Here is a 13,244-nt window from a genome sequence, read left to right as displayed (position 1 = left end):
GCGCCGACATGATGCCCCCGCAACTCGCGAACCACCCTCACATGTCACACCCCCATGCGACCGTGGACCTTTTCGGTTGGTCGGCAGGCGGATGCGGGTGGGAAGGGGCACGCCCTACGCGCCCAGAGCGACCCCGCCGCGCGCGGCGCGGCAGGACGCAAGACGCCGCGCGACGGGCCGCCTCCGCCGCGCGACTCCACCGCACGTTCTAGTCGAACCTCGTCACTACGGCTCGAGAACCTGGCGGCCCTTGTACTGGCCGCAGTGCGTGCACACGTGATGCGGCCGGATCATCTCCTGCCGCGGGCACGGGCACACCTGCAGCACAGGGGCCTTCGCCTTCCACTGCGAGCGGCGTTTGCGGGTGTTGGAGCGCGAGAGGCGCCTTTTCGGAACTGCCATGCCGCGATCTTAACGACAACGATTTTCATTAGCAAAAGAGGGTCCGGAAAACGCCGAAGGGCCGCCCCGGCGGCAGGGCGGCCCCTCTTTCTCGGTGCGAATCCTGGGTTGCCCCCGCCCTAGCAGTCGCGCGCGGCGATCGCCAGGTCCGGGAAGTCGCTGAAGACCGCGTCCACGCCCAGGTCGTAGAACAGCTCGAACTCGGCCTCGTAATCGCCCCACGCGGCCGGGTCGGAGCCCTCGCGCAGGTTCGCCGGCAGGAACGAGTTCTCGGCGCGGAACGTCCAGACGTGCACGTCCAGCCCTCGCTCGTGCGCGCGCTCGACGATGTCGGTCGGCTCCGAGATCGAGCCGTCCGCCGCGCGCGGGAAGATCCGGTTCTTGTTGAGGCTCACCGTGTCCAGCGTCTCGGCGTACTCATCGAGCTGGGCGTCCGGGATCGCGCCCTGGCCGTCGATGTTCAGCCCGATCCGGTTGTCGACGCGCTCGTCGATGTTGAGCAGGCTCTCGTACTCGAACGACTGGATCCACACCGGCGACCGCTTCTTGTCGAGCTTGCGCTCCTCGAGCAGGTCGGCCAGCGCGTCCTCGATGCTCATGCCCTTGTCCTCGTAGTAGGACGGGTGCTTCATCTCGGGGTAGGTGATGACCTTGCGGTCAAGGGTCGCCACGTAGTCGAGGACTTCGTCGTACGTGACCAGCTCGAACTCGCCGTCGTGCTCGGCGCTGCCCGGGCGCAGGGCCGTCAGGCGCTCCTCGGCGCGGAGGGTCTTGAGCTCGGCGAGGGTGAAGTCGTCGGCGAAGAAGCCGGTGACGGGCTTGCCGTCGATGAGCTTGGTGGTCTTGCGGTCGGCGAACTCGGGGTGCGCGGCGACGTCGGTGGTCTCGTCGAGGACCGGCTCGTGGCGGGCGAGGAGTTCGCCGTCCTTGGTGAGCACGAGATCGGGTTCGATGACGTCGGCACCCATCTCGACGGCGAGCGCGTAGGCCTCGAGCGTGTGCTCGGGCAGGTAGCCGCTGGCGCCGCGGTGCGCGATGACGAGGGGTTCGTCGTGGTGGGGCTTGGCGGCGGCCGGGGCGGCGGCGAGGCCGGCGAGGGCTCCGGCGGCGGTCAGCACGGCCGCGCCGCGCAGGAGCACGCTCTTGAGGGACATGAAGGTCCTTTCGTGGGGACGGCGCGGCCTTTCGGCGCGGCTCCATCGGGGATGGGCCTTCAGTCAAGCGGCCGCGGTCGTCACCCGTTCGGCGCGAACATGAACGGTGCCTGAACGATGCCAGAAATCCGGCGCGCGGCGGTGGCGGACACGCGGCACGGGCCGTGCGGGAGGCCGTCGCCTCGGCGGTGGTGGCCACCCCGGCATGCACCACCCTGACCATCGGTACGGTCACCGAGGCGACGGCCTCCCGTTCGACCCCTCCCGGCCGGTCCGATCCCGGCAGGATGCCGCGATCCGATGCCCGGGACGCGAATCCGCAGGTATCGGTTTCTAGATCGACGCTCCGGAAGGGAATCCGGGAAGGCTGGACCTCCCCGAAACGATCCATATATTGATAGGAACCGTTTTCTAAGACATCTTGGCGCATCCGCGCCCGCACGTCAAGCATCGAAGCACTCGAATGTCTCCGGTAGCGCCGAGACGGGCGCGAGGTTGCGCGCAGATTGCCTGCGGCGGAACAACAGAAGTGGCCTCTTCCAGCACTTCCGTACGCCGCCCCGGTCCTGCACACTGGACATTTTCGCGCCCGCAACCGGAACGGAGCCCCCATGGAGCCGACCTATTCGCTGATCGGCTGCTGCGTCAGCCGCGACGCCGCCGACCTCGGCCGCGACCCGCTGCCTCCGCCCGTGCACTTCGTCTCGCGCACCCGCATCCAGAGCCTCGTGTCGACCCCCACCCCCCTCGATCCCGACGACATCAAGCTCGACTCGGCCTTCCAGCGGCGCACGATCGTGGAGGACCACCAGAAGACGGCGCTCGACCCGCTCGCCGGTATCGACCACCCGATCGTCATCGACCTCATCGACGAGCGCTGGCAGCTCATCGACACCGGATCGGGGCTGGTCACCTCGACGATCTACTTCCGCAACGCGGGCCTGGAAGAGCGGCCCGGCAACACGCTCGTGCCCAACGACACCGACCTCGCCGACGACGGCCCGTTCGCCACGGCCACAATGGAGTTCGTGAAGCGGCTCCCCGCCCGCCCGGTGCTGGTCCACCGCGCCTTCTGGGCCGCCCTCGACACGGCGGGCAAGCCGGTCAGCGACCTGCGCCGGACCCGCCGGAACAATGCCTGGCTCGGGCGCGCCTACGACATCCTCGCAGCGGCCCTCGGCGACCGGGCCCTGCCGCCGGTCGAGGTCGACGCATCGCTGCGCGTCGCCGATCCCGGCCACCGCTGGGGCATCGGCCCGTACCACTACGTCGACGAGTACTACACCGAGCTCGCCGACCTGGTCCGCAAGGCGCTCGCCAACGCCCCCAGCCGAAGCTGAGCAGCCGAAGCCGAGCCGCCAGAGGCGGACCCGGCCGGCTCGCCCGCGCAGCCATCGCATCGCCGTGCGGCGCTCCGATACTCGCGGCGCCGGACCCCGGTCGGGGTCCGGCGCTCGCCGGCGCTTTTCCTAAGCGGCCGTGAGCAGCTGCGACGCAGCCAGGTCGCGGTACAGCTCGTCCTTCTCCACCAGCTCCGCGTGCGTGCCGACGGCCCGCACGAGCCCGGCGTCGAAGACCACGATCTGGTCGGCGCTGGTCACCGTCGAGAGCCGGTGGGCCACAACGAGAACGTTGGTGCGCTCCGCCGCGTCGAGCATCACCTGCTTGAGCGCGGCCTCGTTCGCGGCGTCGAGCTGCGAAGTGGCCTCGTCGAGCAACAGCAGGCGCGGCTTGCGCAGCAGTGCCCGCGCGATCGCGACCCGCTGGCGCTCGCCGCCCGAGAGGGTCGTGCCGCGGTAGCCGATGCGCGAGTCGAGCCCGTCCGGCAGTTTGCCGACCAGTTCGGTGAGCCGCGCGACCTCCACGACCTCGTCCAGGTCGGCCTCGCTCGCGTCGGGCGAGGCCATCACGAGGTTCTCGCGGAGTGTGCCGTCCAAGACGGGCGCGTCCTGCTCGACGTAGCCGATCAGGCCGCGCAGTTCCTCGAGCGGCCAGTCCGCGACGTCGACGCCGTCGACCTTCACCGAGCCGGTGGTGGCCGGGTAGAACCGCTCGATCAGCGAGAACACGGTCGTCTTGCCGGCGCCTGAAGGGCCGACGAGCGCGGTGAGCCCGCGCCCGCTCGATGCGAACGAGACGCCGTGGTGGACGTACGGCAGGTCGTCGGCGTACCGGAAGGTGACGTCCTCGAAGACCACCTGCGCGGGCCCGGAGCTCACCGGGATGCGCACGGCCTCGGGCAGGTTGCCCTCGGAGGAGGAGTCCTCGGCGTCGAGGTTCGCGACCTCCTCGACGCGGTGGATCGCGGCCAGGCCGGTCTGCAGCTGCGAGAGCGACGCGACGAGGCCGTTGATGGGCCCCATCAGGTAGAACAGCAGCAGCAGGAAGCCGATCAGGGTGCCGACCTCCATGGCCCCGGAGGCGACGCGCGCGCCGCCGACGCCGAGGACCATGAGGAACGCGATGTTCACCGGCAGGAACGCGACGACGCCCGCGAGCGCCTCCCAGAAGGAGGCCTTCACGCCCGTGTCGCGGGCGACGGTGGCGGCGCCGTTGAGGCGCTCGATCTCGCGGGACTCGGCGCTCGAGGCCTTGACGGTGCGGAACGCGCTGAAGATGCGCTCCAGCAGGGATCCCATGTCGCCCAAGGCCTTCTGCGAGGCGACGGTCGCGTTCTGGATGCGCGGCATGATGAACAGCATCATGACCGTGACGAACACGACCATGGCCATGGTGGTGCCGAACAGGGCCAGGTCGAGCCAGGCCATGAGGGCGATGCCGCCGATGATCATGAAGGAGTCGGTGACGCCGCCGATCACGGTGGTGCTGGCGACGGTGCGCAGGAGGTTGGTGTCGGAGCTGAGCCGGGAGACGAGGTCGCCGGGCTTGAGGCGGTCGACTTCGGCGACCTCGAGGCGCACGAGCCGGTCGATGAGCTGCTTGCGCACGGTCAGGACGACGTCCTGCCCGGCGATCTGCATGAGGTAGGGGCCGAGGGCGCCGAGCGCGCCGCCGACGAGGACGACCGCGCCGAGGTAGAGCAGCGGTCGGGTGAGCGATTCGTTCGCCGCGAGGGTGTCGATGACGTCCATGGCGATGAGCGGCTGGACGAGGCCGACGAGGCCTCCGGCGAAGGAGAGCGCGCCGCCGATGATGAGCAGGCGCAGGTGCTGGCGGGCGTAGGCCCACAATCGGGTGATCGGGGCCCGCGCGGGCGGCGCTTCGGCCGCGTCGGGGGCGGGTGTGGTGGTGTCGGTCATTTCCTGTTTCCTCCGCTGGGTGCTGCGGTCTCCATCGAAGTTACCTGCGGCCCCTGACACCGGCATCGGCCGAAGGTCATAAGCGTCCTACGACTATGGTCGTACGCCGGTCGGGTGACGGTGACCGTCCGCGACGAGAGCCGCTCCCGACCGGCGCGCCCGTTTCAGTCCTCGGCGAGGACGATGACCTTGTCGCCCGGCTGCAGCATGAACTGCACGCCCTTGTCCGGGTTGAGGTGCACCCCGTAGTCCGGGGCCTGCTTGGAGAGGGCGGCCACGCGGTAGCCGATGGCCGTCTCGCCGCGGCGGCGCGCGGACTCGGCGACGGTGTAGAAGTTGACCGGTACCCCCGGGCGCACGTAGTGCTCGGCGGGCTTGAGGTAGATCTCGGAGCCCTCCGGGCTGAACAGCTGCCCGAAGACCTGCGAGAGGTGCGGGTTCTCAGCCGTCTGGGTGAGCAGGAGGCTGATGAGCTTGTCGCTGACGATGAAGTCGTCGGCCTGCGTGACCTGGGCGAGCGTGCGGTTGCGGTCGTCGGCCATCTCCGAGACGACCTTGAAGCGGCTGTTGCTGCGCTGGGCCATGTCGCGCAGGTGCAGCAGGGTCACGAGGGTCTTCGAGTCGGCGAGCTGCGGGGCCACGTCGTCCGAGCACAGGGCGATGATGTGGTTGTACGAGCCGGGGTTGAGCGATTCGAGGAGGACCCGGTCGGTGGTGTCGTCCTCCTTGAAGTTGAGGCCCTGGACGCGCATGGTGGGACCGATCTTGCGGATCGCGTCGGGCGCGTCGGGGTGGTCGGAGACGACGTCGGTGACCGAGCCGGGCGCCACGTACTGGTCGAGCTGCTCGAGGATCATGCGCGACATGGCGTTCCAACCGAGGATGAGGGTGCGCTCGGGCCGGTTCCCGTTCTCGGCGCGGGCGACGATGACGCTTTCGTCGATGACGGGCCGGGAGCCGTCGAGCTGGATCGCGGAGTCGTCGGCGGCGATGAGGATGAGCTTGTCGCCGGGCTGGAGCGCGGCCGAGGACGGCGGGTTGATGATGCAGCGGCCCTCCTTGGTGAGCACGCCGATGAACGACGACGTGCGGTAGGAGTGCAGGGCCTGGCTGAGCGGGCGGCCGAAGAGGCCGGGCTCTTCGACCATGTAGATCTCGTCGCCCCCGAAGTCGAGCAGGTCCGTGTAGACGACGGAGAGGCCGGACTGGCGGCAGGTCTGCACCATCAGGCGGGCCATGAGGTCGTTGGCGTCGACGATGTGGGCCGCGCGGCCGCCGGCGAGGCGGGCCGCGGGGAGGTTCCGGCCCTCGACGACCGCGCCCACGACGTGGCACTTGATGCCGTTGCCGCCCTGGGTGACGGCGAGGAGCGAGCGCACGAGCTGCGCGTCGGGGTCGTCCTCGGCGGAGGTCAGGATGATGACGCTCTTGGCCTGCGAGGCGTTGACGAGGGCGATGCTGTCGGGGTCGGCGGGGTCGCCGGTGCGGCAGACGACGTGCGTGGACTTGAGGTTCGGGATCTTCGTGCGGATCTCGTCCTCCATTTCCACTTTGTCGCGGTCGGCGAGGATGGCGATGACGGCGCGCTTCTCGCTTTCGTTGGCCTCCACCAATTCCGAGATGACGATGAAGACCTGATCGGACCATCCGAGAATGACGGTGTGATCCTTCTCGACGACGAGCGAGCGGCCTTTCCGGAGGTCCTCGAGTTTCGCGTCGAGACCGGTGGTCAGCACACCGACGAGTGACGACAGGATCACCAGGCCGCCGATCGTGGTGACGAACATGACGACCATCGCGGGGCCGCCGTCCTCCTCGCCGGTAATGGTCCCGGCGTCGAGGATATGGATGAACGACTTCCACAATGTACCGCCGAAGCCGTCGGCTCCTCCGGCGACCGCGAGGAATAGCGCGCCTATCGCAGTGAGCGCCAAGGTGATTACGGTCAGCCAACCAATGAGCGCTTTCGTGCCCTTCGACATGGTGTTGTCGAACCAATAGCGTGCCCGCTGCTTGAACGTCGGCTCGGACATGGGGCGTCCTTTCTGGGAACGGCTTTCGACCGGCCGACTCGGGGCGGAGGCGAGTGGGGCCGGGAGTATTTCCGGGGCGTCAGCCACTATTACTGCATTGCATCCACTGCGACCGGTCGCAGCGATGTCGCTACACGGGGTCGCCCGGTCCAGAGGGGGGCGCCAGGGGGTGGACGCGGCGGGAGTCGGGCGACGACGCCTTCCCACCCTAGTTCGAACCGTAAGGCGGGGAACGGGAGGGTTGCGGACAGCCGCTCAGATCGATCCGCCCGCACGGCGCGGGCAACCGCCGCAGCCGCCAATCCTCAAGCGGCCGTGCGAGTCTCGTCCGCTACTCGAGGCCGTTCCCGTCGAAGGCCACCTCGATCGCGAGGCGGGTGTGCCGCTTCGGGACGATGAAGCGCGGCTCGACCTCCGGGCCGGTGCCCTTGCGGTAGGCGGTGATCTGGAGGCTCACGCCGTCGCGGCATTCGCGGTCCCACAGGCGCACCTCTTCGGCGACGCGCGCGGCGAGCGCCGGGCCGTGCGGCCCGTGGCCGCGCACGCCGATCTCGATGCCGCCCCCGGTCCTGCGGCACACCAGGTACGCGAAGTCCTCGCCCTCCACCACGGCCGGGTTCGCCCAGCGCAGCAGCAGCCGCTGCAGGCCGTGGTCGCCGAAGGGCGCGCTCATGCGGCCGTACCCGGCGAACGCGCAGGCCAGCCACAGCGAGAGCTGGGTGGCGTCGTCGTTCACCTTGAGCTGCACCGGGGTCCACACCGTAGTGCCGCGTCCGTCGAGCACGCCGCGCACGCCGTCCGCCTCGACCTCGTGCTCGACGTGGAAGGTCATGATGCGGCCCTCGGAGAGCTCGACGGTCTGCCCCTCCTGGCTGCCGAGGCCGCGCATGGGCATGAAGCCGCAGCTCACGATCGAGCGGCTGCGCATCGCGCCGTCCGCGTAGTCGAACGCGACCGAGTGCTCGCACCCGCGGATGCTCAGGGGCGCAACGAGTCTGCCGCCCTCGGCGAGCTGGTCCCACCAGGCCGGGGGCAGGTCCCAGGTGCCGACGGTGGCGATGATGCGGTCGTACGGCGCGTCGTCGACGAACCCGAGTTCGCCGTCGCCCTGCACGACCCGCACGCGCCCGGAGCCGACCTCCTCGAGCGCCTTGCGCGCCCGCCCGGCCGTCTCCGCATCGATGTCTACAGTGGTCACGGCGCCTTCGGGGCCGACGAGCGCGTCGAGCAGGGCGGCGTTGTAACCGGTGCCGGCGCCGATCTCGAGCACGCGGTGACCCGGCCGCACGTCGAGCTGCTCCAGCATCTCGGCCACGATCGCAGGCTGCGAGGCGGAGCTGACGGGCTCGCCGTCGCGGTTGCGCTTGGTGACGTACACGTCGTCGGCATAGGCGATGCGCAGCGGCGCTTCCGGCACGAACCGGTGGCGCGGCACGGCGAGCATCGCCGTCTCGACCGCCTCGCTCCGGATCACCCCGCGCGACCGCAGGCTCCCCACGAGGCGGGTGCGCAACTGGTGCGCCTCGTTACCGGAAGTATCGGTGTGATCACCCACATCTTCCAGCGTACGTCCGATGTGCCATGTCCGCCTCCCCCAGTTCCAGCGATTGGAACGGTTCCACCGCTCACTCCCGCTCGGCGCAGCGGGCGTCGAGCATCGCCCACAGCGCCTCGCGGCGGTCCTCCTGCACGTCGATCGGGGTGGCGACCGGTTCGCCCCCGTCGATGACGATCCACGCGGTGAACCCGAACGGGTGCTTCGCGTCGCCCACCACGTGCCCGTCGCAGCGGTGCGCGTCGAACATCAGCGGCATGGAGACGCCGCCGCCCGCGAGGGGCTCTGACGCTTCCGCGCGGATCTCGAACAGGACACTGCCGCGCACCTCTGACACATCGAGTGCCGCCTCCCCCAGCGGCGTCACGTTCAGCCTCCCTTCGAGGGTGCCGTCCGCGGCCGCGGCCAGCTCCCCCAGTTCGACGCGGGCGTTCGCGGCCACCGCCTCCGCCGCGCACGCCTCCCGGACCAATCGGTCAAGTGTGCCGTTCGGGTACGACAATTCCAGGGTCACGGTGTGAACCGCCCGGTCCTCGGTGGCGACCTCGAGGACCACTGAGGAGGGGTCGGCCTTCGAGGCGGTGCCGTCGGGGCAGCGGGCGTCGCCGTACTGCACGAAGAGGTCGCGGGCTGCGGCATAGGGCGGGACCTCGGTGTCGAACTCCTGGACGCCCAACGGTGCGAACGACTCCGTGACGACCTCGGCGCTGAGGACCCGCACGGGCGCGTCGCCGCCGTTGGTCACCGCGACCGCGAACTGGCCGGGCTTCATGAACATGCGGCGGATCTCGGCCGTGGCGGAGAGCACGGGCGGGTCGGAGACGACGGCTGGCTCGGCGCCGCGCGGGCTCGCGAGCGTCCCGGCGAGCGCGGCCGAGGCGGCGGCCAGCACGAAGACGCCCACGATGGCGATCCGAACCCAGCGCATGTGGCCTCCCGGCGAGCCGATCCGAAGGCCCGCAGGGGTGCGCGAGCCCGATCGATCTCAGTCTGGCACTGAGGAAGACCGGTGTGAAGAGGTCTCGGACGGTGCCCCCGGGGTCGGGTGTGTCGAAACGCGGCGCCCCCGATCACCAAGGGTGCCTCGCGGGTACGACGTAGTTCGCGGGCGGGCTTGCCGTCGGCACCCCGGGGTCGGGTGTGTCGGAGCGCGACGCCCCCGGTCTTCAGGGTGTCTCAGGGTACGACACTGCGCGGCCCGCAGGTCGGGCCGCGAACGCCGTCAAGCGTTGGGGACCAGGCGTTCCTTCTCGTCGAGACACCATGCCAGGGCCGAGGGCCAGCGGCCGTAGCCGTCGTCGGGGGTGAGGTGGCCGCCGCCGGGGATCACGTCCACGTCGCAGCCGAGGGGCCGGCCGTAGTGCTCGGCGGCGCCTTCGGTGCAGTACGGGTCGGCGTCGGAGCAGGCCAGCCGCACCGACTTCGAGGCGAGCCGGAGCGCGGCGAGGTCGAGGCCGGCCGTGGAGAAGCCGGCGATCACGTCCCAGTCGTAGGCCGCCGGTCCGGGCGGGCTCACGAGCAGGACCCGGTCGGCCGCAAACGGATTGGCCGAGGCGGCGTCGGCGGCCGCGAGGTGCATCCAGGCGGCGCAGGCGAGACTGTGGGCGACGACGACCTTCTCGCCGCGCATGAGCGCCAGCTCGGACCGGATCGCGTCGGTCCAGTCCAAGAGGTGCGGCCGGTCGGTGTCGGGCAGCTGCGGGTAGAAGACCTGCTCGCCGCGCTCGCGCAGGTCCATGGCGAGCTCACGCTCCCAGTGGCCTTCGGGCCGGCGGTTCTCCACGCCGTGGAGGATGAGAAAGCTGCGATTCCACATGCACAGGACGTTAGCGGGAACCGGTAACGGCCGTGTAAACCTTCCCAGCTTGCGGTGTCCTCCCGGAGAGCCCCTGGATCGCGAGCAGGACGATCACCAGCGCGGAGAGGCCGATCGCGGGAACGGTGAGCGCTTCGGCCTGCTCGATGCCGGTGTAGTCGGCGATGCCGACGGGCATGTCAACGTGCAGGTTGATCGTCACGATCCAGTAGGCGCCGCAGACGAGTTCGGTGGCGATGGCGGCGTAGGCGACGCGCCGGTTGCCGATGCTGAGCTGGATCGCGAAGACGAGGCGGAGCACGGTGGCCGCGAGAGTGAGGCCGATGCCGAGGAGCGTGATCTTGCCGTAGTGGGGCGGCAGCACGATCCAGGAGGCCTCGGGTTCGGCGGAGATGACGCTGATGCGTGCGATGCTCGCGTTCATCCCGCTGAAGCAGCCGTAGGCGAGCACGCCCCAGAGCGCGATCGTTCCGGCGATGAGCGCCGGTGGCGTCCTGATCGGCTTCGGGGCGGCGAGGTTCACGGCCGACACCGTAACGCCCGCATGCCAGTCGCCCCGCCGGTCGGCGGACCGGCGGGCGGCTGGAGCTAGACGTTCGCGACCGTCAGCAGGTGGTTGCTCGCGCCGAGCAGCGAGGGCTCGGCTTCGATGATGCGCAGGCCGTCCATGAGGTGCTCCCTGACCCTGGGCTCGTCGATGAGCCGCTCGAGTTCGGGGATGTACCCGGGGAAGCCCTGCACGGCGTACTGCGCCGCGCCGGGGAGGCCGGCGTCGGCGAACTCGGAGGCGACCTCGCCGGGGTGCGAGAGGTACGCGGTGGTGAAGATGTCCTGGTCGAAGTAGCGCAGTTCACCCTCGCGGAGGACGCGGAGGCCGTCTTCGGCGCTGATCTTCCGGTCGATGCCGTTGGCCTGGAAGATGAGCCAGTCGGTCCAGCCCGCGGTGCGGTTGATGGTCGCGGCCGCGACGACGCCGCCGGGGCGGGTGCAGCGGGCGGCTTCGGCGATGGCCTGGATGCGGTACTTCCGGTCGGTGAGGTGGTAGAGGGGTCCCATGAGGAGCACGGCGTCGAAACTCGCGTCGTCCCAGGGCAGTTCACGGGCGTCGCCGACGACGGCGGTGACGCCGGGCAGCTCGGCGGCGACCGCGACCTGGCTGGCGACGGGGTCGATGAGGGTGACGCGGTGGCCGTCCTCGGCGAGCCACTTCGCGTGGGCGCCGGTCGCGCCGCCGACGTCGAGCACGTCGAGGGCCGCGCCGGGGAGCTTGCGGCGCAGGAGGTCCTGCATGCGGGCGAACTCGAGGCGGCCGCGCGCGTTGCGCGTCAGCCGTTCGCGCTCTTCGCCGCGCTCGTAGTACGACTCGATCTCGGTCTCAAGTTCCCAGGTGCTCATGGCGATCATTGTGCATGAGCCGCAGAGAAACCGCTATCGCGTTTGGAGCGCGGCCCTGCCGTCTGCAAGAGCGCGGCGGCCGGTCTGCCGTCCCGTCGCACTCCCGCAAGCGCGAAGGGTCGGTCGGCTGGCCGCCGCGCTGTTATCTCACCTCATGCCCGTGCGGCGCCACCGCGCGGGGCGGGGGTTCAGTTGGCGGCCACTCGCAGTCCGAGGGCGACCATGACCGCTCCGGTGACGCCGTTGAGCCACGCGCGCACGCTCGGGCGTTCGAGCACGGCCCGGAGCAGGCCGATCAGGTTGGCGAGTCCGATGTAGAAGAGGCAGCAGACGGTCATCCCGACGGCCGCGAGCTCGCCGATGAGCACGGCCTGCGAGCCACCGCCGCCGAGGAACTGCGGCATCAGCGCCGTGAACAGCACGACCGCCTTCGGGTTGAGCAGGTTGCACATCAGGCCGGAGCGGAAGGCGGCCCAGTGGCCCATCGGGCGGTCGAGTTCGATCTCGGCGGCCGGCCGCCGCCGCTCTTTGACCGCCGCCCGGATCGACTTCACGCCCAGGTAGACGAGGTAGACCGCGCCCGCGAGCTTGACGGCCGTGAACGCCAGCGCCGAGGCGGCGAGGAGCGCGGCCAGCCCGATCGAGGTGGCCACGACCCACACGCCGATGCCGAGCCCGATCCCGACAGCGGTCCACATCCCGCTCACGCGCCCGGACAGCACGGTGTTGCGCACGACCATCGCGAAGTCGGGTCCCGGGACGATGGCGGCGAGCAGGATCGCCAGGCCGAAGAGCAGCAGCGCGGTCATGGACTCCCCCTAATGCAGTGCCTGGACCACCATGCTCCGCGTTTCGGGCGGGGGCCGCATCAGCACAGTGACGGGGTTCGTCGACCGGGTTCAGGCCGGGTCGGCGAGCCGCCAGTACTGCTTCTTGTCCTTGTCGTGGACGACGACGCCGAGTCCGTCGAGTTCGTCGAGGAGTTCCCGCAGGTCATTGCCGTTGGATTTCTCGAGGGCGTGCTGGCGGGCCTTGAGCACGGGGTCCGCGCCCGGCGGGAGGCCGTCAGCGCCGGGGACCCAGCGCCGGTATTCGGCGGCGTACGGGTCGCCGTCGGGCAGCCAGGGGTAGCCGTGCCTGCGGAGGGCGGCGGCGAGCTCGTCGCGGTCGAGGTCGAATTCGACGTTGGCGAGTTCTTGGCGGCGGTGGCCGAGTACGACGACCCGCTTGTCCTGCACGAAGACGCCGCGCACGTCGGCGCGGTCGGCCCCGCGCTCGTAGTCGCCGCGTTTGAGGTCGATGCGGTCGCGCCCGACGGTGATGGTGAGCATCTCGTGTATCACGAAGAGGGCGAGCACGATCCCGGCGATGAGCCCGACGCCGATACCGACGACGAGCTGGAGGGTCGGGGAGAGGTCGGTGTACCGCTCGATGAGGCCCTGAAGCGGGAAAGTCGGGAGCCCGGTGATCCATTCGGCGATGAACGTGAGCCCCCATCCGAGCCCGGCGCCGAGGAGCGGCAGGCCGGTGAGGAAGGCCGGGCCGAGCCAGGGGGCGTCGGCCACGGTGGTGGTGTCGCCGGTGCGGGTGCTGTCGGTGGGCATTGGGCTCGCCTTTCCGTCGATCTTG

General features: G+C 70.2%; 12 protein-coding genes. 1 reads left to right on the top strand and 11 read right to left on the bottom strand.

Going from position 1 to position 13,244, the window contains the following annotated elements; genetic code table 11:
• Positions 1-225 precede the first annotated feature (225 nt).
• Together rpmF and AB0K52_RS00485 are read right to left on the bottom strand one after the other, a co-directional pair.
• On the bottom strand, positions 226-402 hold the full coding sequence (rpmF, locus tag AB0K52_RS00490) for a 50S ribosomal protein L32 (RefSeq protein ID WP_363524062.1): 177 nt from the start codon (positions 400-402) through the stop codon (positions 226-228).
• Positions 403-521: 119 nt separating this feature from the next.
• A complete protein-coding gene (locus AB0K52_RS00485; RefSeq protein ID WP_363524060.1) occupies positions 522-1,556 on the bottom strand; it encodes a glycerophosphodiester phosphodiesterase family protein in 1,035 nt (344 codons plus the stop codon).
• 611 nt (positions 1,557-2,167) lie between these two features.
• Here AB0K52_RS00485 and AB0K52_RS00480 point away from each other — a divergent pair.
• On the top strand, positions 2,168-2,896 hold the full coding sequence (locus AB0K52_RS00480; protein WP_363524058.1) for a DUF6270 domain-containing protein: 729 nt from the start codon (positions 2,168-2,170) through the stop codon (positions 2,894-2,896).
• Positions 2,897-3,025: 129 nt separating this feature from the next.
• Here the strand turns inward: AB0K52_RS00480 and AB0K52_RS00475 are convergent, their stop codons facing one another.
• From AB0K52_RS00475 to AB0K52_RS00435, 9 genes are all read right to left on the bottom strand, one after another.
• Positions 3,026-4,816, bottom strand: a complete 1,791-nt coding sequence (locus AB0K52_RS00475) for an ABC transporter ATP-binding protein (RefSeq protein ID WP_363524055.1) — start codon at positions 4,814-4,816, stop codon at positions 3,026-3,028.
• Between the two features lie 164 nt (positions 4,817-4,980).
• Complete coding sequence (locus tag AB0K52_RS00470; protein WP_363524053.1) at positions 4,981-6,849, bottom strand: potassium transporter TrkA; 1,869 nt, start codon at positions 6,847-6,849, stop codon at positions 4,981-4,983.
• Positions 6,850-7,180: 331 nt separating this feature from the next.
• A complete protein-coding gene (fxlM, locus tag AB0K52_RS00465; RefSeq protein WP_363524050.1) occupies positions 7,181-8,404 on the bottom strand; it encodes a methyltransferase, FxLD system in 1,224 nt (407 codons plus the stop codon).
• 70 nt (positions 8,405-8,474) lie between these two features.
• Complete coding sequence (locus AB0K52_RS00460; RefSeq protein WP_363524047.1) at positions 8,475-9,332, bottom strand: hypothetical protein; 858 nt, start codon at positions 9,330-9,332, stop codon at positions 8,475-8,477.
• 294 nt (positions 9,333-9,626) lie between these two features.
• Entirely contained in the window at positions 9,627-10,220 is a 594-nt protein-coding gene (locus tag AB0K52_RS00455) for an alpha/beta hydrolase (RefSeq protein ID WP_363524044.1), read from the bottom strand.
• Between the two features lie 10 nt (positions 10,221-10,230).
• Positions 10,231-10,743, bottom strand: coding sequence for a hypothetical protein (locus AB0K52_RS00450; protein ID WP_363524041.1), 513 nt, complete (start codon positions 10,741-10,743; stop codon positions 10,231-10,233).
• A gap of 65 nt (positions 10,744-10,808) precedes the next feature.
• On the bottom strand, positions 10,809-11,615 hold the full coding sequence (locus AB0K52_RS00445) for a class I SAM-dependent methyltransferase (protein ID WP_363524039.1): 807 nt from the start codon (positions 11,613-11,615) through the stop codon (positions 10,809-10,811).
• Positions 11,616-11,803: 188 nt separating this feature from the next.
• On the bottom strand, positions 11,804-12,424 hold the full coding sequence (locus AB0K52_RS00440; RefSeq protein ID WP_363524036.1) for a LysE family translocator: 621 nt from the start codon (positions 12,422-12,424) through the stop codon (positions 11,804-11,806).
• Between the two features lie 90 nt (positions 12,425-12,514).
• Complete coding sequence (locus AB0K52_RS00435; protein WP_363524033.1) at positions 12,515-13,219, bottom strand: hypothetical protein; 705 nt, start codon at positions 13,217-13,219, stop codon at positions 12,515-12,517.
• Positions 13,220-13,244 lie beyond the last annotated feature (25 nt).

Origin of the sequence: Glycomyces sp. NPDC049804 (assembly GCF_040674615.1) — a bacterium.
Taxonomy (GTDB): Bacteria; Actinomycetota; Actinomycetes; order Mycobacteriales; family Micromonosporaceae; genus Glycomyces; species Glycomyces niveus.
The sequence above is the reverse complement of the archived record's forward strand: the minus strand, read 5'-3'. Positions and strand labels throughout refer to the sequence as shown.

Excerpts from the sequence above, each read along its gene's own strand:
- rpmF (WP_363524062.1), bottom strand. The coding sequence starts at position 402 with ATGGCAGTTCCGAAAAGGCGCCTCTCGCGCTCCAACACCCGCAAACGC.
- AB0K52_RS00485 (WP_363524060.1), bottom strand. The coding sequence starts at position 1,556 with ATGTCCCTCAAGAGCGTGCTCCTGCGCGGCGCGGCCGTGCTGACCGCC.
- AB0K52_RS00480 (WP_363524058.1), top strand. The coding sequence starts at position 2,168 with ATGGAGCCGACCTATTCGCTGATCGGCTGCTGCGTCAGCCGCGACGCC.
- AB0K52_RS00475 (WP_363524055.1), bottom strand. The coding sequence starts at position 4,816 with ATGACCGACACCACCACACCCGCCCCCGACGCGGCCGAAGCGCCGCCC.
- AB0K52_RS00470 (WP_363524053.1), bottom strand. The coding sequence starts at position 6,849 with ATGTCCGAGCCGACGTTCAAGCAGCGGGCACGCTATTGGTTCGACAAC.
- AB0K52_RS00460 (WP_363524047.1), bottom strand. The coding sequence starts at position 9,332 with ATGCGCTGGGTTCGGATCGCCATCGTGGGCGTCTTCGTGCTGGCCGCC.
- AB0K52_RS00455 (WP_363524044.1), bottom strand. The coding sequence starts at position 10,220 with ATGTGGAATCGCAGCTTTCTCATCCTCCACGGCGTGGAGAACCGCCGG.
- AB0K52_RS00445 (WP_363524039.1), bottom strand. The coding sequence starts at position 11,615 with ATGAGCACCTGGGAACTTGAGACCGAGATCGAGTCGTACTACGAGCGC.
- AB0K52_RS00440 (WP_363524036.1), bottom strand. The coding sequence starts at position 12,424 with ATGACCGCGCTGCTGCTCTTCGGCCTGGCGATCCTGCTCGCCGCCATC.
- AB0K52_RS00435 (WP_363524033.1), bottom strand. The coding sequence starts at position 13,219 with ATGCCCACCGACAGCACCCGCACCGGCGACACCACCACCGTGGCCGAC.